The 23,456-nt window shown below is 45.6% G+C and carries 14 protein-coding genes and 1 pseudogene; 14 read left to right on the top strand and 1 reads right to left on the bottom strand.

All coding sequences use genetic code 11. The annotated features are described in order from the left end of the window. The 3 genes and pseudogenes from VIP81_RS23895 to VIP81_RS23885 all read left to right on the top strand — a co-directional run. The coding region (locus VIP81_RS23895; protein WP_331967288.1) for a hypothetical protein at positions 1 to 1,862 on the top strand (1,862 nt) is incomplete at its 5' end. A 43-nt stretch (positions 1,863 to 1,905) separates the two neighbouring features. Next, positions 1,906 to 2,442, top strand: coding sequence for a hypothetical protein (locus VIP81_RS23890; protein WP_331967286.1), 537 nt, complete (start codon positions 1,906 to 1,908; stop codon positions 2,440 to 2,442). 145 nt (positions 2,443 to 2,587) lie between these two features. Next, a pseudogene (locus tag VIP81_RS23885) lies at positions 2,588 to 2,743 on the top strand (transposase); the annotation flags it as partial. A gap of 82 nt (positions 2,744 to 2,825) precedes the next feature. Here the strand turns inward: VIP81_RS23885 and VIP81_RS23880 are convergent. Then, the gene (locus VIP81_RS23880; protein ID WP_331967282.1) at positions 2,826 to 3,536 is read right to left on the bottom strand and encodes a DUF6882 domain-containing protein; all 711 of its coding nucleotides are present in this window, start codon (positions 3,534 to 3,536) and stop codon (positions 2,826 to 2,828) included. A 180-nt stretch (positions 3,537 to 3,716) separates the two neighbouring features. Here VIP81_RS23880 and VIP81_RS23875 point away from each other — a divergent pair, with 180 nt between their 5' ends. The 11 genes from VIP81_RS23875 to VIP81_RS23825 form a co-directional block, all read left to right on the top strand. Continuing rightward, positions 3,717 to 4,319, top strand: coding sequence for an RNA polymerase sigma factor (locus VIP81_RS23875; protein WP_331967280.1), 603 nt, complete (start codon positions 3,717 to 3,719; stop codon positions 4,317 to 4,319). A gap of 57 nt (positions 4,320 to 4,376) precedes the next feature. Further along, on the top strand, positions 4,377 to 5,582 hold the full coding sequence (locus VIP81_RS23870; protein WP_331967275.1) for a FecR family protein: 1,206 nt from the start codon (positions 4,377 to 4,379) through the stop codon (positions 5,580 to 5,582). Between the two features lie 260 nt (positions 5,583 to 5,842). Continuing rightward, on the top strand, positions 5,843 to 9,430 hold the full coding sequence (locus tag VIP81_RS23865; RefSeq protein WP_331967273.1) for a SusC/RagA family TonB-linked outer membrane protein: 3,588 nt from the start codon (positions 5,843 to 5,845) through the stop codon (positions 9,428 to 9,430). Between the two features lie 11 nt (positions 9,431 to 9,441). After that, entirely contained in the window at positions 9,442 to 10,860 is a 1,419-nt protein-coding gene (locus VIP81_RS23860; protein ID WP_331967271.1) for a RagB/SusD family nutrient uptake outer membrane protein, read from the top strand. A 26-nt stretch (positions 10,861 to 10,886) separates the two neighbouring features. Further along, on the top strand, positions 10,887 to 11,819 hold the full coding sequence (locus VIP81_RS23855) for a hypothetical protein (protein ID WP_331967268.1): 933 nt from the start codon (positions 10,887 to 10,889) through the stop codon (positions 11,817 to 11,819). A gap of 140 nt (positions 11,820 to 11,959) precedes the next feature. Beyond that, positions 11,960 to 12,889: an ABC transporter ATP-binding protein gene (locus VIP81_RS23850; RefSeq protein WP_331967265.1), complete on the top strand. Its 930-nt coding sequence runs from the start codon at positions 11,960 to 11,962 to the stop codon at positions 12,887 to 12,889. 22 nt (positions 12,890 to 12,911) lie between these two features. Continuing rightward, entirely contained in the window at positions 12,912 to 15,212 is a 2,301-nt protein-coding gene (locus VIP81_RS23845; protein WP_331967263.1) for a Gldg family protein, read from the top strand. A gap of 12 nt (positions 15,213 to 15,224) precedes the next feature. Further along, complete coding sequence (locus tag VIP81_RS23840; RefSeq protein WP_331967261.1) at positions 15,225 to 16,574, top strand: MutS-related protein; 1,350 nt, start codon at positions 15,225 to 15,227, stop codon at positions 16,572 to 16,574. Continuing rightward, entirely contained in the window at positions 16,571 to 17,884 is a 1,314-nt protein-coding gene (locus tag VIP81_RS23835; RefSeq protein ID WP_331967259.1) for a MutS-related protein, read from the top strand. The genes VIP81_RS23840 and VIP81_RS23835 overlap by 4 nt, the downstream gene beginning before the upstream one ends. A 59-nt stretch (positions 17,885 to 17,943) precedes the next feature. After that, entirely contained in the window at positions 17,944 to 20,739 is a 2,796-nt protein-coding gene (locus VIP81_RS23830; RefSeq protein ID WP_331967257.1) for a M16 family metallopeptidase, read from the top strand. A gap of 331 nt (positions 20,740 to 21,070) precedes the next feature. Beyond that, positions 21,071 to 23,456: SusC/RagA family TonB-linked outer membrane protein (locus tag VIP81_RS23825; RefSeq protein WP_331967255.1), on the top strand; the 2,386-nt coding region annotated here is incomplete at its 3' end.

The following is a 23,456-nucleotide window of genomic DNA, read 5'->3' as shown; positions in this document are numbered from 1 at the left end:
TGTACCGGTTCACCTATCGGCATGCCAGTGGTTTCATTTCCCGTATGCAATTTATACCAAGGGGGAATCTGGCGTATTGCCTGCTCTGTACTTACGACGGTGTGCGCACAGATAGTAGTTACTGGAAAAATTTCCTCAATGGCTTTCATATATTGTCTTTGCAGGCAAAGGCCCTAACAATTCCCTTTGTGCCGGCGGACAGCAGTTTTACCATCAATGGGCCGGAACGCTTTGTTGGCGGACCTCTTTCCCGTTATTACACATCGTCACCTGTGAGCGTTCATTACTATACGGCGATGGATAGTGCTTCTCACGCTATGTACATAGCAGAAGTGGATAAGTATTCCCATTACTATCACAACGATCCCGACAGCGTTTTAAAAACATATGTATATCCAACCGATACTGCCTTTATTGTTACCAGTCGCCGGCAATCTGTTTGGGAAGGTATGCCAGTGTATGAAGCAGAAATGAAAGGTCGCGCTACCGGTTTGCGTTGGTATAGAAAGGCCATAGTGGCTGGCCATACCGTTTACCGGTTGTCTGCTATTATACCGGAAGAAATAGTGAAGACAGATCATGTAAAGCAATTTTTTGCAGCGTTTCGCCCCGGCAATCGTGAGAAGATGGATACTTTCCGGTTGCAGCAAAAGAAGCTGTCAATGTTGCTGAGAGATCTGCAAAGCAGCGATACTGCCGTATTTAATAGCGCCAGCGCTTACCTGGATAATCTGGTACCTGACAGTTCAGATAAAGGAGCTATCATAATTGCACTGGCGAAGCCTTTTCCTGCAGATACCGGAAAAAACAATGCAAAAGTGGAGTTGTTGTTGTCATTGAAAAAGCTGGGAGGAGACGACGCAGTACATGCCGCTGAAATGTTGTTTGCCGCTACCTCAGATCATACGAAACAGGAAAGTGTGCTGCACTTCCTCACTGCACTGGCTTCGGATTCCGCTGTTCGTACTTTCCTGCGTCTGGCGCCGGAAATGCCCGAAAATGCAGACGGCAACGACATTTTTGCTTACACATTTAAAAGAGATAGTTTATATCGCCAATATATCCCGGCTATGATTGCTACCGCGAAGCAATCCAAAAGTTTTCTGCAGGCGTTTACGGCTTATACCTGCTATGATTCCATATGGATTTCCCGGCAGTATGGTGTGGAGCGTCTGTTGCCGGATATCACACAGCAGTTCGAACGTCAGGTAAAAGAATGGAAAAACCGGCCAACCGATGACGACAACGAATGGACGTGGAAAAACAGGGTACTGAATACCGGTCACATACTCTCGTTACCGGGCATGCCGGCTGCTTCGGCCGCAAGCTTCCGGCAACTGCTGGCAGATACCGTGATATCGGTACGCGCGCTGGCCGCACGTGGATTAATAAACCGCGGTATCAAAGTGGACGACAAAACATTGAACAGCATTTTAAACAATCTGAGTGAGGCGTATTTATTTATCGAGGCAGTAAAACAAGATAAACAACTTTCGCATATCCGTCACCTGCTTAACCAGGAGTTGCTGGGTCGCAGCTATGTCGCTTCTTATATGAGTGACGATTACGAACTGACAGCGATAGAGCAGGTCAGCCGTGTAAAGGTGCAGCAGGGAAAGCAAACAGCCGTTTGGCTCGCCTTGTACCGTTATAAAACCGAGGATAGTGAAGATTGGGAGTATGTATTGAATGGTCCTCTTCAGGCTGACCCGTTGAAACTTAGTTTTGAACTACCATTGATGCATCGGATTAATGATGGAAGTACAGCGACGGATAAAAAGAAGCTCACAGCAGAAGCGACAGAAGCGTATAAAAATTTCCTGGAAAAAAGTGAAGAGGGTAAAGAAAGTACACGTGATTAAAAAATAGTTCAATGACTGTAATATGAGACTTAAATATCTATCAATGCTAATATTAAGTGTATTCTCCTTTTTAATAGGGGAATCGCAAAATAATACAGGTATTGTCATGAAAATAAATGGCTATATGATTAACCTTGATGGACAAATGCTATTTCAACCTTGTGAAGATACGGCGTTGTCTATATGGGAGTCCTTCGACAATAGCTCATTTGGTATTTGGTGTAACCAAATTACAAACAGATATTGCGAATCTATGGAAGGTATAGGGGATAGTGTTTCAGTTAAATATATGCAGCCAAGTAATACCAGAATTTATCAGGGAACTATGATTTATTTTTATTGCACTATAAAAATTTATTTAAAATTTATTGGCAATAATGCTAATGATTTCTGTGTATATAAAGACCCCCAATATCAATTGTTGTTTGGTCAAAAAAAATATCCACTAGATATATTTTATGTTAGAGAAAATTTGATGGAGGTCGTTCCACTGAATAGGAAATTTCTTACAAAGATGTATGACTTTTATAAGCATAACGACTATGTTATTCCGTTGTGGCTAACAGAAAGTGTCCGGTAAGTTAAACCCAGCCATCGGCTGGGTTTTTATTTGTCAATAAATGATCTAGTCTCTTTTCTAAAGACATAGGCAAAAGTATATCATCATTTTTGCGAGAAAGCAAGCTCACGAGAGGGTTATTAGCAGGGCTGTCGATTGCATTATTGGCCTCAATCAGGAGGGCTACAAAGAATTGCTGGGCATGTAGGTCGGAGAGAATGAAGGTGCTAAATTTTGGCTGCAAGTATTAACAGACTTGCAGAATCGTGGTTGGGAAGATATATTCATTGCCTGTATAGATAATCTCCAGGGCTTTCCTGATTTTGATATAGTGAATCACCTTAAATTCCTTATTATTACAATTCCTCAAATACAGCATCAATGATGTCGGGGATTACACCCCCTCACGAAAAACTCACCAACTTCCTCTCCCCATCAAACACCGCCCTGATCTCATCCTTCCCCAACCTCGCTACCATCTCCTCACCCTCCCACGTAATCTCATAATTTTTTGCAGTAAGATAAGTGTTGATCGCATTTCGTTCATCGACCATTTCAAACCAGGAAAACCATTCCGGTATCACCAGGTCCGTAAGATCCTGGTCAGTCAGTTTTTTGTTCTTTATTGTACCACCATTTAAAGATACCACCGTAATACTATCTTTCCCTTTCACAAGGTGATAACTACTGGCATCAAACATACCGGAAGCAATAGACCCTATCAGGTACAGGTGAAGTTTTTCTGCAGTAAACAGTTCTTTAGACAACATACCAATCCCGTTTTTTATACCATACGATTTCAGCTGTAAAGCCTGTTGTATCAGGTCAGATGGAACGAAAGGATGCGTGGCGGCCCAGGCCCATAAAAAAGTTTTGGAGGAAATAGTATAGGTGCCTAATATCTGTACGGGGAAAGAATGCCAAAGACCAAATTTGATCCTTCCTTTGGCGGCATTTATTTTTCCGGATTTGTTGCCAATGACATCCTGCAGACTCCATTGCTTATCCATCGCGATGCCGCCGTAAAGCTCTGCAAGTGTGGACAGCCCTTTATCAAGTTTGAGTGGTTCCTGGCTAATGGCTTCTGTATTGAAAATGCGGTCTGATAATCCCATGAGGTAGCGGTTTATAATAGTGCTATCAATGTAGAATTTAAATCTTTCAAAAAATAATAGTCAATAATTAATATATATAAAATATTAATTTGTAGTATTTTAAATCCCGCACTATAATCTCTTAATTTTTTGCTATAGTTTGTGCTTTCAACTGAAACATCTGAAATCTAAAATAAGCCATTGACCATCAACGGAGCACAAGGGGACATGGAGCTGATCAATTCTTTTCAGCTGGGGGATCATAAAGCGCTGCACCAGGTATACGCTATATACCAGCGGCAGCTCTGTTTTTTCACGGAGCAAATCATTGCCAATACTATGGCGGCGGAAGATATTGTATCCGACTGCTTCATCAGCGCTTATCAAAAAAAAGAAGATTTTCCTTCCCTGAGTCACCTGAAGTCCTTTCTTTTCACGGCTGCTAAAAACGCCGCACTGAACTATATTAAGTCAGAAAAAAGACATACTGATATCCATCAGCTCCTGGAAAGATCTGCCGACAAACTGGCTATAGACGTGGAAAACGCCTATATCCGGACGGAAGTAATGCAGGTCATTTTTTCGGAAATTGAAAAGTTACCCCCACAATGCAGGCTGGTAGTACGCATGGCCATTATAGATGGTAAAAGCGCTACGGAAATTGCCGCCGAACTGAATATGGCTTACCAGACCGTGTTAAATCAAAAGGCAAAAGGGGTAGCATTACTGCGTAATAATTTATTGAAAAATGAATTGATCTCCTTGCCCATGCTGCTTTCTGCATTAATGATACTGCAACAGTAAATTTTTTTTCAGGAAGACCGGTATAAAATGAAGTGTTAGTTGTTTTAGTAGTGTAGTATGGAAGAGAAGAATCATTACATCGCCATTTTAATTGGCAAATACCTGGACGATAGTTTAGATGCCAATGAACGAATCGCATTAGACGAATGGATCAATGCATCCGCTAATAACCGCGATCTTTTTACGGAGCTCAACGACCGTGAACAGCTGGCGGCGCATCTTCAGCGCTTCTATGCGTATGATTCCGATAGAATTTCCCGCAAGATCAGTGAACAAATTCCCGCATTTGCCACACCGCCTGCTGCACCGGTTCACCGGATGCCAGGGATACGCAAATGGGGCTGGGCGGCGGCTGCAGCGGTCCTTTTATTAGGAGGAAGTACCTACCTTTTACTATCTCATGAAAAAACATCCCCCGCTTCGAATCTGGCCGCTATTGCACCGGGTCACGAAGGCGCCATCCTTACGCTGGCAGATGGCCGGCAGGTATCGCTGGATAGTCTGGGTAATGGCGTCATCACCCATCAGAGCGGCGCTTCGGTGGTAATGGCTAATGGAAAGCTGGTATATGATGCCGCCGGCGAAAGCAGCAGCAATACCGAATACAATAAAATGACCACACCCAAAGGGCGGCAGTTCCAGGTAACCTTGCCGGATGGCACCAAAGTGTGGTTAAATGCAGCCAGCTCTATCCGCTATCCTACTGCTTTTGCAGGTAAAGAGCGCAGGGTGGAGGTTACGGGAGAAGTATATTTTGAGATCGCTAAGGATGCCAATAAACCTTTCTTCGTCAACATCAACAATAAAGGAACCGTGGAAGTACTGGGCACTACATTCAATGTAAATGCCTACGACAACGAAAAGGCGATCTATACCACACTGCTCGACGGAAGCGTGAGAGTAGCCGTTAGTGCTGCTAACAGTGTTATCGAGAAACCCGGTCAGCAGGCCAGCATCGCTCATGTAGCGGGTGCGCCTGTATCGGAAGCAACATTGAAGGTCACCAATATTCCAGACCTGGAAAAAGTAATGGCCTGGAAAAATAATTTATTCAATTTTGAAGGCGCAGACCTGGAGGAGGTCATGCGACAGCTGGAACGCTGGTATAATATAGATGTGGTGTACGAGAATGGTATACCGAACAAGAAATTTATGGGAGAAATGAGCAGACAAATCCCTTTGGCGGACCTGCTGGAAATATTAAAAGTAACGGAAATAGACTTTAGAGTAGAAGGACGTACACTGATTGTATTAAATAAGTAGCCAATAATACACTTCACCAATGCATTAAGGCCGGCTGGATAAACCAGTCATGGAATAGCTATATATATCAACAACCAATCAATAAAAAAACCGTCATGGATTGCAGCCATGACGGTGGATAAATCTGGTCGGTTTTCTAAACGGTTTCTTCGAATCACATTTATTAACAACCAAATCTCATGCAATCTATGCAAAAAAAATGCTATTGGCCCCCCGACCGTAGGGGAAAGTTTAAGGGCCTAACCAAAATCTTCCTGGCAATGAGACTTACCGTCATTTTATTAACAGCCGCCATCCTGCAGGCAAGCGCCTCTGGTCATGCACAAACCGTTACGCTATCGGGTAAAGCTATACCTATTAAAAAAGTATTTACCGAAATTAAACAACAAACCGGGTACGTCGTTTTCAGCAATACCAACACTATCAGCGATACCCGCAGGGTGTCCCTCTCTGCCAAAGATATGCCGTTGAAAGAGCTACTGGACGTAGTTCTGAAGGATCTTCCGGTAACTTACCTCATCAAGGATAAAACCATTGTGCTGTCGCGTAAATCTGCCATTAACTTCCTGGATATTCCTGCGCCGCCAACCAGCGTGAGCGGGGTAATACGGTCAACTACCGGTGAATTGCTGCCAGGCGTTTCTGTACGGATTAGAAATACCGTTACGGGCACCGTTACCTCTACAGACGGCACATTTTATTTTCGCCAGCTGCCGGAAAATGCAGTGATCCAGATTTCCATGCTGGGCTATGAAAGCCTGGAAATTGGTTTCCGCCAAACTGCCCAAAGCTATACGGCTTATACGTTGAATAAGGACCAGTCAAAATCCCTGCTGGTGACCGACGGCAACAATATTATGATGAACATCACCCTGAACCGGAAAGATTTTGAAATGAGTGATGTGGTGGTGACCGGGTACAGGAACGTAAATAAAGGCAGCTATGTGGGCGCCGTTTACAGCATCCGGGCCGATGATATTAAAATCGCCGGTGAAACCAGTATCGACCAGATGTTGCAGGGCGTAGTGCCCGGCATGTCCGTTATGACGCAATCAGGTCAGGTGGGCGCTACGCCCAAAATCCGTATCCGCGGTACTTCTACCATTCTCGGCAACCAGGAGCCGGTGTGGGTGGTTGATGGCGTGATCCAGCGCGATCCTTTACCCCTTCCTGATGGCAGCGGATCACTGGCCTCAGATATGGGAGAGATGCGCCTGATCGCTTCTAATGCCATCTCCTGGCTCAATCCCAACGATATTGAAACCATCACGGTATTAAAAGACGCTTCTGCCACCGCCATTTATGGTTCGCAGGCCGCCAACGGGGTGATTGTACTCACCACCAAAAAAGGCCGCCCCGGGCAACTGGCCGTGTCTTACAGCAGCAATCTTTCTATTGGTCAAAGACCCTCCTATAATCACTATGACCTGATGAACTCACAGGAGCTGATGCAGTTTTCGAAAGAGGTGTATGAAGGCCGCGACAGTTATAACGCCGATATATTACCGATCGGCTACGGTGGCCTGATCCAGCAGTTGCAGAAAAAAGAGATCGATTACGCTACTTACATGGAAAAATACCGACAGATGGAAAACCAGAATACTGACTGGTTCGCATTGCTCTTCCGCAATTCTTTCAGTCAAAATCATGGCCTGAGCATTTCCGGTGGTAGTGAGAAGATCACCAACCGCACTTCCTTTAATATGCAACAGCAAAATGGGGAAGCCAAAGGAAATGACCTGAAAACTTTTTCTGCCGCTTCCAATACCACGCTCCGTTTTGGAAAACGTTTAACGGTTAACCTGATGCTCAACGGAAGTATGCGGGAAACCAACGGTTATGCCTATGGCGTAGATCCGTTCACTTATGCCTATGGTACCGCCAGAACTATTCCTATGTATAACGATGATGGTACTTTATTCTATCATGAAAAAAGAGGAAAAACCAGCACCGCTATTCCAGGCAAGTCCAGCTATCTGTACAACATCCAGAATGAAATAGATAATACCGGTAATAAAAATACCACTACTAACCTGTCCACTACCGTAGATGTGAATCTGCAGCTGGCGAAAGGATTGCAGTACCAGGGACTGTTATCGTACAACGTGGCTTCTTCCAACATAAAATCATACGCTACAGAATTATCTTACTATATCACAAATGAAAGAGGATATGAGTTTGGCAGTGTACTGTCTAACTCACCACAGGAACTATCCAGCCGCCTGCCTTTTGGCGGATTGGTACAAATGCAGAATGCTACCAATAAAGGATATACCTGGAGAAACAGTTTGGTATACGACAAGTTATTTGGCCAGTATCACAACATGACCCTTCAGGGAGGCGTAGAGGCTCGCTCCTCGTTAATCCAGAGCAGCGCCGATACCCGCTATGGCTATCTGCGCTACCGTGGTGAAAGTTATGCGCCGTTACCGATCGTGTCTTCATTTTTGGGAGCCAGTGATGTGAGCCTGATAGAAGCCATGCGTTTAAACTCTAAGATTATAAACCAGGAAAGTAATTATCTGAGTGAATACTTTTCTGCGGTGTATAGTTTTGATCAACGTTATGTATTCAACCTCAATGCAAGACTGGATGCATCGAACCGTTTCGGGCAGGATAAAAATAAAAGATTCCAGCCAACCTGGTCGGTGGGTGGTAAATGGCGTGTGGGCAACGAACAATTCCTGCGCTCACAGCGCTGGTTGAACGGATTAGACTTGTCGGCCACCTATGGGTACCAGGGAAATACGGTGGAAACCGTATCGCCCTACCTGATTGCAACAGACGGTGGATTGAGCAGCGTATTCAAGCAATATACCCTGAACATCAAATCACTCCCTTATCCGGATCTGGGTTGGGAAAAAACAAAGACCTGGAATTTGGGAGTAGACATCTCCCTGTTGAAAGGACGCCTGAATGCCACGGCTAACTGGTACAAGAAAACCAGCAATGTGCTGGCATCACGCGAGGTACCTGTTGAAAACGGGATGAATGCCGCTACTGTTTTCGGCTCTAAGATGGAAAATACCGGCTACGACCTGATCGTAAGCGTGATCCCTGTACGTACCAAAGATTTCTTATGGCAGTTTTCTGTGAATACAGGTCTTGCCCGCAATAAGTTGGAACAAAATCAACGCATCAATAGCGTGGACGATTACCTGAATGGTACCTCGATCGTAAACGGAGAAGCTTATTCTACTTTTTACTCTTACGCTTATGCTGGTTTAAACGGGAAGACGGGTATTCCTACTTTCAACAACCTGACGATTAAGCCTACTGCCAACCCACTCGAATACCTGGTAAAAACAGGTAAGCTGGAACCTGATTTTTCAGGAGGATTCAGCACCATGGTGCGGTATAAAAATATTGCCATCAGTACACAGTTTGCCATGGCATTCGGGAATCAAAAGCGACTGCCAGTTTTCTATAATCCCAGTGGCGCACCCACACCAGAGCAAAATGCGCCCCGGATATTGCTGGACCGCTGGAAGCAACCAGGTGATGAACAGCATACCAATGTGCCTGCCATCCCTCCCGGAAATCCACGCAGAATTGAGATCGTCATGCCTACCATGAATTTCTCTTCGCAGACGCCTTATCAACTGTATAACCAATCTGATTATATGGTGGCCAACGCTGATTTTATCCGTTGCCGTCAGTTGTCGTTGAGTTATGAATTTGGTCAACAACTGTTGAAACAGGTACACATCAAACGTTTGAGTACCTCCCTCAGCATGACCAATCCATTCCTGGTAACATTTGACGATGCATGGAGAGGTTATGATCCGGAAACTGCCGGATGGCCTGCACGCAAGGTGACATCCTTATCTTTTAATATGACTTTCTAATATTGAAACGCATGAAGAATCATTTATTTGCTGTTTTCTTTATCACCGGCCTGCTGACCCTCAGCGGTTGTAAAAAATTTCTGGAAGAGAAATCCCAGAGTGATGTGATTCCAAAAACGGCAACTGACTTTAGAGAACTATTGGTGGGATCGGGTTATATGAAAGATGAGGAGCCATCCAAGTTCCTTTCTTTCATGGATGACGATGTGGATCTGTTCATCGAATGGGGAGATGGTTCAGTGGTGGGATCCACTGTTGCCAAACAGTATTATCTGTATTATACCTGGCAGCCCAGACTTGCTGATATGGATGGTCTGGGTAATCTTATCAGTGCCGATCCTTCTTCCACCGCCTACTATCGCTCTTATGAGCTGATAAAAGGATGCAATGCGGTGTTGGATAATATCAACACGGCCATTGGCAGCCAGGCCGACAAAGACCGGGTAAAGGCCGAAGCATTAGCGGTGCGCGCCATGTATTATTTCCGTTTGGTAAATCTTTACGGAGCGCCTTACAATAGTAACCCGGCTTCGTTGTCGGTACCATTAAAGCTGAACTCCGGTATCACGGCCGAATATATGCCACAGGCTACCGTGGCCCAGGTATATACACAAATGGTGAATGATCTGAAAGAAGCCGCCCGTATCATGGACCCGTTGCCGATTGCCCGCAGGGACTTTCACATCAATCAACCGGCTATTCATATTCTTTTATCAAGGGTATATCTCTTTATGGAAAAATGGGAGGACTGTGTAGCAGAAGCCAGTAAAGTATTTGATCAGGGAGGTATGCTGACCAACATGACCGGCTACACCACTGGCTACTGGCTTACCTATACCAATCCCGAAGTAGAATGGATGTTTGGTGGAGGATCACAGGCCGGGGATCAAACGTCTTACAGTCCTTCTCCGGAACTGCGGTCTATGTATGCTGCAAATGATATACGGCTGAAATATGGTTTTTCAGAACAAAATGGGGGTACGCAACTCATCACCAAATACACGAACGTACAGCAGGAACTGGTGCAATGTCTGCGTACCGGCGAAGCAGTATTAAACAGGGCAGAAGCCTATGTGCAACTCGGCAAACTTTCGGATGCCATGAAAGACCTGAATGACCTGCGTCGCACGCGGATCATTGGCTATGCAGATGAAAGCATCGGAGATAAAAACGCATTGCTAAATACCGTGCGGGACGAACGTCGTAAAGAATTCTGTTTTGAAGGATTCCGCTGGTTCGATCTGCGCCGTTATGGAATGCCTGCCATTACGCATCGTTTTCAGCGTGAACCGGGAGAAGCGATCCTGCACTACACGCTGAAAGAGAAAGATCCGATGTACACGTTGCCTTTTCCTAGCAGTCTGTTACAGCGAAATCCTGCGCTGCAACAAAATCCTTCCGGCACCATGCCCGACAGGAATGGGCTATAATGTTTAACAAGTAATACAACAATAAAATGAAGTATCTATTTATTATCAGCTGTATCTCCGGCATATTGTTATTCTCTTGTAAAAAGGATACTGCCATCGGACCACCGGCGCCGATCGGGCCTGATTATGTATTGCCGCAGGGCAATGCACCTGCAGCAGCCAACGATAAAATCCAACAACTTTTCAATACCTACGGATCTTACTTCCTCTATAATTTTACACAGAAAGATTTTGAGTGGGTACAGTCCACCGGTGGGGGGTCTTCCAAGATCGATACCGTAGTATTAGGTGATCCGGCATATACCAGCGATATGCTGGCTTTCCTGAATGATGTATGGCTGAAATTTTTACCGGAAGATTTTAAGAAAAGCCAGGGCATTCCGTACCGGGTGATGATGGCAGATACCATCAAGCAATACCGGGGGCCTGGATATCCGGCGGGTATGGAATACAATTACTGGGATTATAAAGTAGTGGGCAGGGCGATCGCCTTCGCGGGGATGAACAGTTCCCTTCGTACCATGACGGCCGCACAAAAAGTGGCTAAGCGGAATTTGCTGATCGTTCCTATCTGGAATTATTACACAGCTAATAAGATGCTTGATATTCCGGCAGCGTTCTACAACGTCAGTGATTATGCAGCCGTAGCGCCCACACCGCCGGTGAACAGTACCAACCCGGTAAACCAGGCGGCTTTCAGGGCAAGAGGCTTTTTACCGACTTCTTATAATGTGGTTTCCGATGCCCCGTCTGAGTGGTATTACGGTACCTATTCCTGGCCCAACGCTAAATCGAACGACATCAGTTCTTTTACCCTGCATATACTTACCAGAACAGATGCGCAGATGGAGCCTTACCTGGCGTATCCACTGATTAAACAGAAGTTTGATATCCTGGTGAATTTTTATAAAACAAAATATAACATAGACGTGCGCGCTATCGCCAACGCGACCTACTGATCCTAACCATTCCTTTCGTCCGGGGCTGGTCCCCGGCCGAAAGGAATTTCAGTAGTCCTTCTTCAATCATATTCAAACGCAGTAATAGTGTAGGCAAAAGCTTACACCCGCTATTTTATTTCATAAACAATCCGTAATGAATGGAAAACGCCATTGTAAAAGTTGAAAATCTGTCTCACCGTTACGCTTCCCAGTGGGCGGTCAGAGATATAAATCTTGAGATCCATAGTCAGGGCGTGGTGGGCCTGCTGGGTTCCAACGGGGCCGGTAAATCCACTACCATGAATATTATTTGTGGGGTGCTGAAACAATCGAAAGGAGAAGTATTTATTAACGGCATTAACCTGAAAGAGAACCCGGTAGAAGCGAAACGCAACATCGGATTTATGCCGCAAAAACTCCCCTTGTACCAGGATTTTACGGTAGAAGAATATCTCACCTATTGCGCTGACCTGCGGATGGTAGAAAAGAAACAGGTGAAAAAAGCAGTACAGGAAGCGCTGGAAAGATGTGGGGTAGCACATTTCAGGGATCGTTTGCTAAGAAACCTGTCTGGTGGTTACCAGCAACGTGTGGGCATTGCCCAGGCCATTGTACACAACCCGAAGTTTGTGGTACTCGATGAACCCACCAACGGCCTCGATCCTAACCAGATTGTGGAAGTACGGAATCTGATCAAGCAAATAGCATCGGACCGTTCGGTGTTACTATCTACCCATATCCTCACAGAAGTACAGGCTACCTGTAAGGAAATAAAAATGATAGAAGAAGGACAGATGGTGTTTTCCGGCACACTGGAAATGTTTGATAACTACATAGAACCGAATACGCTGGTAGTGCAGTTAGACAATCCTCCTGCGCAGGAAGAACTGCTGAAGCAGGAAGGCATCAGATCTATGGAACAGATAGCGCCTACCCGTTTCAGACTGGGCTACGACGGAGAAAAGAAAACAGCGCAACGCATAGCGGAAATAAGCGTGACCAATCGTTGGGGACTGATGGAACTGATTATTGAAAAGAGTTCACTGGATGCCGTATTTGCCCGGTTGTCGAAAAAAAATACCAAGTAAAAAGCTGATAAAAAAATATTCAATGAGACGAATTTATAAGATCGCCAAGGCCGAGTTATTCACCTTGTTTTATTCACCCATCGCGTGGATGATCCTGATCGTATTTACTTTTCAGACAGGACTGGTATTTGCAGACCACCTGGCGGAAGTACTGCGCGCCCAGCGTACCGGTTGGGGTAATATGTTTATTACTGCCGGTATCTTTTCCGGACAACGTGGCCTGCTGGCATCCGTGCAAAGTTATCTGTATCTCTATATGCCATTGCTTACCATGGGGCTCATGAGCCGGGAGCTGAGCAGCGGATCTATCAAATTGCTGTATTCATCTCCCGTAACTTCCTCCCAGATTATCCGCGGTAAGTTCCTGGCTATGATGATTTACAGCCTGCTGCTGATCGGTGTATTGCTGGTGTATGTAATAGTGGGTATGTGTACAGTAGATCATTTTGAACTATCGTCTGTGGCATCAGGATTACTGGGCATTTACCTGCTCATGTGTGCTTATTCTGCCATCGGATTGTTTATGTCCAGTCTTACCTCTTACCAGGTAGTTGCAGCGCTGGGTACACTCGTATTACTGGGTACCCTCAGCTACATGGACAAGGTATGGCAGGACATCGGCTTTGTACGTGATATCACTTACTGGCTCTCTATTTCCGGCCGTTGTAATGAAATGATCATGGGCCTCATTTGCAGCGAAGATGTACTCTACTTTGTGATTGTGATATGCCTGTTCCTGACCCTCAGCGTGCAGAAGCTGCAAGCCAATCGCACCCACGCATCTTTTTCTGCGGTATGGAGTAAATATGCCATTGTAGTAGTGGCCGCTATGATGCTGGGCTATGCCACTTCCCGCCCTATATTCATGGCCTATTACGACGCTACCGAAACAAAACGGAATACGCTTACGCCCAACAGTCAGGCTATCATGGCTAAACTGGATGGCGGTATGACGATCACCACTTATGTGAACCTGCTGGACAGAGAATATTACAACGGTATTCCTACACAGGTGAATGAAGATAAACAACGCCTGAAGCAATTCATCCGCTTTAAGCCGGAAACCAAACTGGAGTACGTTTATTACTATGATGAACCCAGCAATAATCCCCGGCTCAAAAATATTTATAAAAACATGCCGCTCGCTGAACAGGCGAAGAAAGAAGCAGAACTGAAAGACCTGGACTTTGACCTGTTCCTGTCGCCCGAAGAAATTAAAAAGAAAATCAATCTCACAGATGAAGGCAACACCTTTGTGCGGGTAGTAGAAAGAGCTAACGGACAGAAAGCTTTCCTGAGGATTTATGACGATATGATGAAGTTCCCGAGTGAGGCCGAAGTATCTGCAGTTTTCAAACGGATGGTGATGAAACTGCCCAGAATTGGTTTCCTGCAAGGACAGGGAGAGCGAAAAATAGAAGGAGATAGAATCAAGGATTATACCCTGTTTTCTTCTGTGAAAACATTCCGTTATGCGCTGACCAATCAGGGATGCGATGTGGAAGATCTGGATCTTTCCGGTAATCATCAGGTTCCGAAAGAAGTAGACATCATTGTTATTTCCGATATGCAGGAGGCGCTCGATTCCGTTGTAAAAAAGAAACTGGATGCCTATATCGCCGGTGGCGGTAACCTCGTAGTAGCATTGAAGCCGGGATCAGCGATCATGGAATCTTTCATTGCGCAGTTTGGCGTAAAAACAATACCAGGGCAGCTGGTGCAGCCTAAGGAGGATGTAGCCGCCAACGTGGTGATATGCAGACCAACACCGGCGGCCAACGACATTGCACCGTTTTTCGGTAACATGACCAGGCAGCATCAATATGTAGGCATGGTGAAAGCAGCCGGTTTGGTAATGGCGGAAGATAAAGGCTTTAAAGCTACCCCTGTTTTACAGACAGATACCATGCAGACCTGGAATGAAACCCAAACCATCGATTTTGTGAATGACTCAGCCACGATAGATATCGCCGCCGGAGAAAAAGCAGACAGCTTTGTGACCGCGCTGGCCTTATCCCGGAAAGTGGGCAATAAGGAGCAACGCATCATGATTATTGGTGATGCCGATTGTATCAGCAACGGTGGTATGAAACCTCCTATCCGGATCTATGGGTCCGCCAATTTTACCCTGATCCCCGGCATGTTCCACTGGTTGTCTTACGCCAACGTACCGGTAGATGTAAACCGTCCGATTGGCTCTGATAATGAAATTGCCATTACCAAAGAAAGTCTGAAAGTGGTGAGATATGGATTGATAGGGGCGATTCCGGGATTGTTGTTAATAGGAAGCACCATTTTACTCATCAGGAGAAGAAGAAAGTAAAACGAAGCAGGTATGAGCTTAATGACTGATAAACAAACGCTGAATGACCTGAATATTTTCGGGAAAGGGGGAGGTGATTCCGTGTATGCCATCTTTAACCGAACCTTTACCCGTGGTGGTTCTGAGTTGATGGAAGCCATGTTCCGCGAACCGCTTTCGGCCGTAACAGGCATCAATGCACGCAGTACTACCATCCGTTCATTTGCGGAAAAAGAGATCCCATTCCCTTACCAAAGTGAATGGTTTGATGCTGGAGAGCAGCACCTGCAGAATACCGATGAGCGCAGCCGGTTGAATGAAGAAGAAGATACGCTGAGCAGAAAATTCAACCAGCTTATTGCCGCCGATACCGAATATAAAGCGATTGAAAAAGGCGTCGTGAGCCTGATCAATATTCTGCAGGCTACGAGGCTGTTTGCGGATAGTATCCGGCAACAGGTAGCCACGATCCCCTATAGCGGGGAACTGGCCGCTATTGACCAGCTATTGCGTTTGGAAGAGTTGCAGCCGATGATGCAGGAGCAAACAAAACATAAATTTCCTTTTGCCAAAATAGCGGAGTACGATAAAGTACTCCGCTTCCGGCAGCGGGACAAAATCGGGCAGCTGTTACAGCATATCTATCTTGCAGATGTATATCTGTCTGTAGCCCGTACGGCAAGAGAACGGCAGTTGTGCTTTCCGGTGGCATTGCCACCGGAATCGCAAACGATGGTACTCGAAAATTTTTATCATCCCTCGCTCACGAAACCAGTTGCTAATTCTTTTTCCATAACTCCGTCCAGTAATATCATTTTCCTGACGGGAGCGAATATGGCCGGGAAGTCTACTTTTATGAAAGCACTGGGTATTGCGATGTTCCTCGGGCAAATGGGATTTCCGGTACCAGCGTCGAAAATGGAATTTGCTGTCAGAGATGGTATTTTCACCACCATCAATTTGCCGGATAACCTGAGCCAGGGTACCAGCCATTTTTATGCAGAAGTATTACGGATCAAAACCATTGCGAAAGAACTAAGCCGGGATAAATACCTGTTTGTCATTTTTGATGAGCTGTTTCGCGGTACTAATGTCAAAGATGCATACGAAGCCACTATCGCCATTACCGCAGCCATTGCCCGCAGGCAAAATTGCATGTTCGTCGTATCTACGCATATCATCGAAGCCGGCGACATACTCAAAGAGAAATGCAATAATATCAACTTCGTATATCTGCCAACGTTAATGGAAGGCAATAAACCGGTGTATACACATAAACTGGCGTCCGGCATCACTTCCGACAGACATGGTATGATGATTATTAAAAATGAGGGTATCCTGGACATATTAGCCAGGAAAAAATCAATAAAGAAGACCACATGAGCTTTATTGCCGACAAACAAACACTGGATGATTTATCGTTGCTGGGAAAGTATAATACCCATTCCATCTTCCATATTTTTAACCAGGTAAAAACAAGGGGTGGAGAAAAACTGCTGGACCAGCTGTTCCTGCATCCCTTAACAGATGCCGGGCAGATCAACAACAGAAGCGCCGCTTTTCGTTATTTCGGAGATCATCCTGCTACTTTTCCTTTTGATGAAAAGAGGTTAGGGCAGATGGAAGCCTTTCTGGATGAAGGTTGCGCCGGTAATTTTCCCGCGGCTCTCTGGCAGATGACCCGGAAAAAAGTCATGGCCTTGCTGGTAAAGGATGATACTTTTCAATTGCAGCAACAGGGCCTCGATACCAGCATACAGGTATTGCGGGAATGCAACCGCTTATTACAACGACTGGAAAAGGAAGGGCTGGATAAAAATACGCCCTGGGAAAAATGGGTGGCTGTTGCCCGCAACATCTTCCGGGATGAACGGCTTAAAGCGCTGGATGCAAGGGACAGGTCTTTATGGCAAAATGCGCAGCTGCATTACCTGGTGGCACATGTATTCCGGCAGCCGTTAAAGGAGTTACTGGAGCTGACCTATGAAATAGAAGTGTATATTACTGTGGCCGCTGTAGGCAGGGAAAAGGGATTTTCTTATGCTACGGCTTTTCCGAAGGAAAAGAATATGCTGGTAGCCACAGGGGTAAAGCATCCCGGTCTTGATAAGGCCGTGGCAAACCCGCTTTCCTTTAGTGGCAACAGCAATGTGTTGTTCCTCACCGGGGCTAATATGGCGGGCAAATCTACCCTGATGAAATCCACGGGTATTATGATATACCTGGCGCATATGGGATTTCCGGTAGCGGCACAGCAGCTGCAGTTTTCCGTGCTGGATGGCATTTACTCTTCCGTGAATGTACCGGATGACCTGAACAGGGGATATAGTCATTTTTATGCCGAAGTACTCCGGGTAAAAAAAGTAGCAGAAGAAGTAGATGCCGGCAAACATCTTTTTGTGATCTTTGATGAACTGTTTAAAGGAACTAATGTAAAAGATGCTTATGATGCTACCTTGGCCGTCACTGAAGCTTTTACAGCATTTACAGATTGTTTCTTTATTATTTCCACGCATATCTTTGAAGCAGGAGATGCGTTAAAATCCCAGGGCGATCAGATTCAGTTCGAATTTTTGCCTACTATTATGGAGGGTACGGTACCTAAATATACTTACCGGCTGCAGAAAGGGATTACTACAGACCGGCAAGGGATGATCATCATTGAAAATGAAGGCATACTGGATATGCTGTAGCCATTATTTTTAAAAGTGGCATCTTGTTACAACAAAAAAATAGCAAAAGAGAAACAACTATGTACTATCGTTATTTGGCTACCGCAGGACTGTTATGTCTTTCAATGGTCGGAAGTTCACAGGCCCCCGGCCAATCGATTCCACTGGATACGGCGGTTCGCACCGGACAGTTATCAAATGGATTTACCTATTACATCCGCAAAAATAATGAGCCGGCTAAAAGGGTATTGTTTTACCTGGTCAATAAAGTCGGTTCTATACTGGAAGATGATGACCAGCAAGGGCTGGCACATTTCATGGAACACATGAACTTCAACGGTACCACGCATTTTCCTAAAAATGACCTGATCGACTATTTACAGAAAGCAGGGGTGCGTTTTGGGGCTGACCTGAACGCCTATACGTCGTTTGATGAAACCGTGTATCAGTTGCCTATTCCTACAGATGATCCTGCCATGGTGAGCCGTGGCCTGGATATTATGCGCGACTGGGCCAGTGAGGCGCTGTTGGAAACAGATGCCATCGACAAAGAAAGAGGTGTAGTGCTGGAAGAAAAACGCCTGCGGAAAGGTGTGGGCGAGCGTTTGCAGCAACAGACACTTCCGCTGACGTTGAATTTCTCCCGATATACTACCCGCAATCCTATCGGTACAGATAGTATACTCACACATTTCCCGGCCGCTGCCATTCGTCGTTTTCATCACGACTGGTACCGTCCGGATTTGCAGGCCCTTATTGTGGTAGGCGATGTAGACGTAAATAAGGTGGAACAACAAATCCGCCAACAATTTGCGGACCTGAAAAATCCTGCGAACGAAAGACCACGGCCGGATTACAAAATCGCACTGACGGGCAAAAACCAGTTCCTGTCGCTCACCGATCCTGAAGTAAGTGGTACCTCACTTGAACTGCTGATTAAACATACCGCCACCGAATTGCGCACCACCGCTGATTACGTGGATGCCATGAAGAAGGGGCTGTTTAATCAACTGCTCGGCTTCCGGATGAACGAATTAAGCCAGCAACCTAACCCGCCATTCCTGGGCGCCAAAGCAGGCATCGGCGATTTGTTGGGAGGACTGGATCAATTTTCCTTTTCGGTAAGTGCAAAACCCGGTAAGTTGCACGAAGCATTCACCGCAGCGTGGGCACAGGTAGAACAGGTAAAACGTTTTGGGTTTACACAAGCAGAACTGGATCGTGCTAAACTAAGTTATATGACAGGTATGGACGCCGCCCTGCGCGAACAAAGCAAAGTACCTTCCAATAATTATGTCAGTGAATACCAGCAGCTGTTCCTCCACGGAACGCCTGCACCCGGCTTTGCCTGGGAATACAACTTCGTGAAAACAACATTGCCGGGTATCAGTCTGGATGATCTGAAAGCCGTAACCAACGAATATATAAAGGATACTAACCGCGATCTGTTCCTGGTGGCCGCCGAAAAGGAAAAAGGGAATCTCCCTGATTCCGCCACCGTGAGCAGCTGGTTCAAAAGCGTATCTGCCGGCACTTTGGAGCCTTACAAAGAAACGGCTACCAAGCAGGTACTGTTAACAAAAATGCCTGCGCCGGGAAAAGTAGTGTCGCAGAAAAGCATTCCGGAACTGGGCATGCAGGAACTTACGCTGAGCAATGGTGTGAAAGTATGGCTGAAGCCCACCACTTTCAAAAATGATCAGATCCAGTTCATTTCTTTTGCGCCGGGAGGCATCAACAAATATTCGAACGCAGATTTTCCGACGGCATCCAGCACTATTGGTATCATTGGTGGTTCTGGTTTAGCGGACTTCTCTCCGGTACAATTGTCGAAAGTGCTGAATGGAAAATCAGTGTCTGTAGGCGCTTATATCGGCGGCCGCGGACAAGGAGTCAGCGGTGGCAGTAATATAAAAGACCTGGAAACGGCCCTGCAACTGGTGTACCTGCGGTATACCGCACCCCGTAAAGATACCGTGCTGTTTGACAATGCCCTGGCCAGTTCCAGAGAACAAATCAAAAACCGGTATGATGATCCGGGCAATGTATTCAAAGATACCGTGAATAATGTGCTGAGTGGGTATCATTACCGTACCAGTCCTGCTACGCTGGCCAGACTCGATAGCATCAGCCTGGAAAAAGCATATGATATTTATCGCGACCGGTTTGCGGATGCGTCTCAGGCAAACTTTGTATTTGTAGGCAACTTTAATACAGATAGCATAAAGCCTCTATTGGAACAGTACCTGGGGGCATTGCCCTCACTGCACCTGAAAGAAAAAAGCATCAAAATACATACACAAATACCGAAAGGAAATTTGATTAAAACCGTTGCCAAAGGCAAAGAAAATAAGGCCACGGTATTATTAGTGTACAATGGAGATTGCGTTTACAATACCCTGAATAAACTGCAGCTACAGGCATTGTCAGAAATTTTGCAATACCGTTTGCTGACCAGTCTGCGCGAAAATGCAGGAGAAGTGTACACCCCATCTGTATCCGGCAGCATGTCGAAAGAACCCGATCAACGCTTCGGCATCAACGTATCGTTCGGTTGTGCGCCTGAACATGTAGAACATCTCGTAGGACTGGTACAGCAGGATATCGCCAACTTACAGCAGTCAGGTGCTACTGCCGATGAACTGCAAAAGTTTAAAATTGGTTATCTGAAACAGTTTGAATTGGGTGTAGAAAGTAATGAATTCTGGTTGCAATATATCACCGGGAAACTGGAAAGCAATGAGCCGTTGAAGGCCGTTCCGGATATGAAAAAGTTGCTGGAGAAAATTGATGGTAACAGTGTAAAGGCTTCTGCAAAGGATTACCTGAGTGGGAAGAATGTGATCAGGTTTGTGGCGTTGCCGGAAGGGAAATAAGTGTTTTTGAATGATGATATAAAGACCGCTTCCTGAGAAGGAGGCGGTCTTTTTTTTAAGTTAACTATCAGGTTTATTTCGGACACCTCTCCAATCCGTTAGCCATTAAATATCGTTATGCCCCAACCGGTTTGGCCCGTTAATAAATCGTGAAATTATTTTTTGGCGGTTTCATTTCCGAAAATTATATTTGTGGTATAGAATAGTATAGTATAGAACAGAATAGTACAGGTCAACTAAAACAAACACGTTATGAATAATGGAGCCGCCATGCTATCCACGATTCATTTTTCCACCGTTCGTATTCCATTTACGTTTTAAATTAAAAAAAATGATTGCCAAACATTTGGTGAAGTGCGTCGTTGCATTTCTTTCTGCGTTTTGTTTGTGCGTACCAGGGTACGCGCAGCAAAAATCATTTAAAGGTAAAGTCATCAATTCAGCAGACAAATCACCATTACCCTTTATTAACATTGTAGTGAAAGGCACTACCACCGGCGCCAAAACAGATGCGGAAGGTAGCTTCCTCCTCACTACGCCGGATGGTAAAAATACCGTGATAGTTTCCGGTATTGGCTTTCAACCACAGGAATTAGTACTCACAAACGATCTCACTATTATATCACTGGTGCCTACTATCGAAAACCTCAGCGATGTGGTGGTAGTGGGATATGGTACTTCTAAAAAAGCAACATTAACAGGCTCCGTAACCGCGGTGAAAAGCGCAGAGCTGTTAAAAAGTCCGCAGCCCAATATTTCCAATTCACTCGTAGGCCGCATGCCGGGACTCATCGCCCCTAACACCAGCGGAGAACCTGGCTACGATGATGCCCGCCTGCTGATACGCGGGGTGGCCACCACCGGCAACTCCGCTCCCCTCATTGTAGTGGACGGCGTACCCAACGCACTCGGCGGATTTTCCCGCCTGAACCCGAATGACATTGAAAGTATCACCGTCCTGAAAGACGCTTCTGCCGCTATTTATGGCTCCCAGGCGGCGAACGGCGTTATCCTGGTGACTACCAAAAAAGGTGAAGCCGGGAAAACAAATTTCAACTTCACCCTCAACCAGGGTTTTATTAAGCCTACCCGCTTACCGGAGTTTGTAGATGCTTCTACTTATGCTACTATCGTGAATGAAATTGCTTATTATAATAGCCCTACACAAGGCAAAAATCAACGTTATTCTGATGCGGAAATAGAACTGTTCAGAAATGGAAAAGATCCGGTGTCTTATCCTAATACAGACTGGGAAAAGGAATTGATGAAGCCATTGTCTTCCCAGACAACGGCAAACTTATCTTTCTCCGGCGGCACCAATAAACTGAATTATTACATCTCCGGCGGTTACCTGAACCAGGATGGATTGTATCGTAATAGTCCGCTGAATTACAAACAGTATAATATCCGCGCAAACTTCGATATCAACTTCTCGTCTAAATTCAAAGCCACCGTACAGATGTCCGGCCGCCAGGAAGAAAAGACGGCACTGGCAGGTTTCGGCGCTTCTAACGTATTCGAATTCCTGTATCGTACTTACCCTACTTTGCCCGCCTATTATCCGAATGGACTCATGGGCGCAGGCGTGGAAATGGGCAAGAACCCACTGGCCATGGCACAGTTATCCGGTGCGGATAAACGACCTATTACTACGGGAAGCGTAATTGGTAAAGCCAGTTATGAACTGTTTAAAGGATTGTCGGTAGATGGAATGGTATCGATCGACAAACGTTTCGAATTTGATAAACAGCTGACAAAAAACTGGGTGGTATACCAATACGACAAAGGAGATAACACCTATGATCCGGTGAAAGGCGGGCCTAACAATCCTTCTATGTCGGAAAGCCAGATCAACTATACGCTCCTGAACTCCTTTCTCCGTTTGAGTTATGATAAACATTTCGGTAAACATCAGCTCAGCGCATTTGCGGCGGTACAACAATCCAAAACAACCTATGAAACTTTTGGCGCCGGCCGTCAGAACTACATCACCACACAGTTGCCGGAATTGAGCCAGGGTGGTGCTTTGCCCACCGATGTCAGCAACTACGGCAGTAGTTATATCATTAGCCGCAGGAGTTACTTTGGTCGTATCAGCTATAACTATGCAGAAAAATATTTAGTGGATGTACAGTTGCGGGAAGATGGATCTTCCATTTTTGCACCTGGCAAACAATACGGATTTTTTCCCAGTGCCATGGCCGCATGGCGCGTGTCAGAAGAATCCTGGTTTAATAAAAATGTAGTGAACAGCTTAAAGCTCCGTGCTTCCTACGGCTTGCTGGGAAATGAAAACATTGCGCCAGACCAGGCACCAGGATATCAATACCTGCAAAACCTGAACCTGCAAACCAATGTACTCAGTACCGTGAATAATGCCGGTCAGCCTTATGGCGCCAATATTCCTACTATCTTCTGGGCAAAACTGGCCAATCCCAACATCACCTGGGAAACGGCGAAGAAAGCCAATGTTGGGGTGGACTTATCACTGCTCAATCACTTCAACGTAACCGTGGACGTATTCCGCGAAACGCGGGACAACATCCTGGCGCCAAGAAATTTAAGTATCCCTGCCGTGAGTGGTATCAGCAGCAGCCAGATTCCGGATGAAAATATCGGTAAGGTAAGTAACAAAGGCATGGAAGCTTCCGTGATGTATGAAACGAAGTTGAATGAAGTGAAATTCAACATTGGCGGTAACTTCAGCTTCATCAAAA

Source organism: Chitinophaga sp. (assembly GCF_036566945.1).
Lineage (GTDB): Bacteria > Bacteroidota > Bacteroidia > Chitinophagales > Chitinophagaceae > Chitinophaga.
This window is presented reverse-complemented; position numbering and strand designations above follow the sequence as displayed.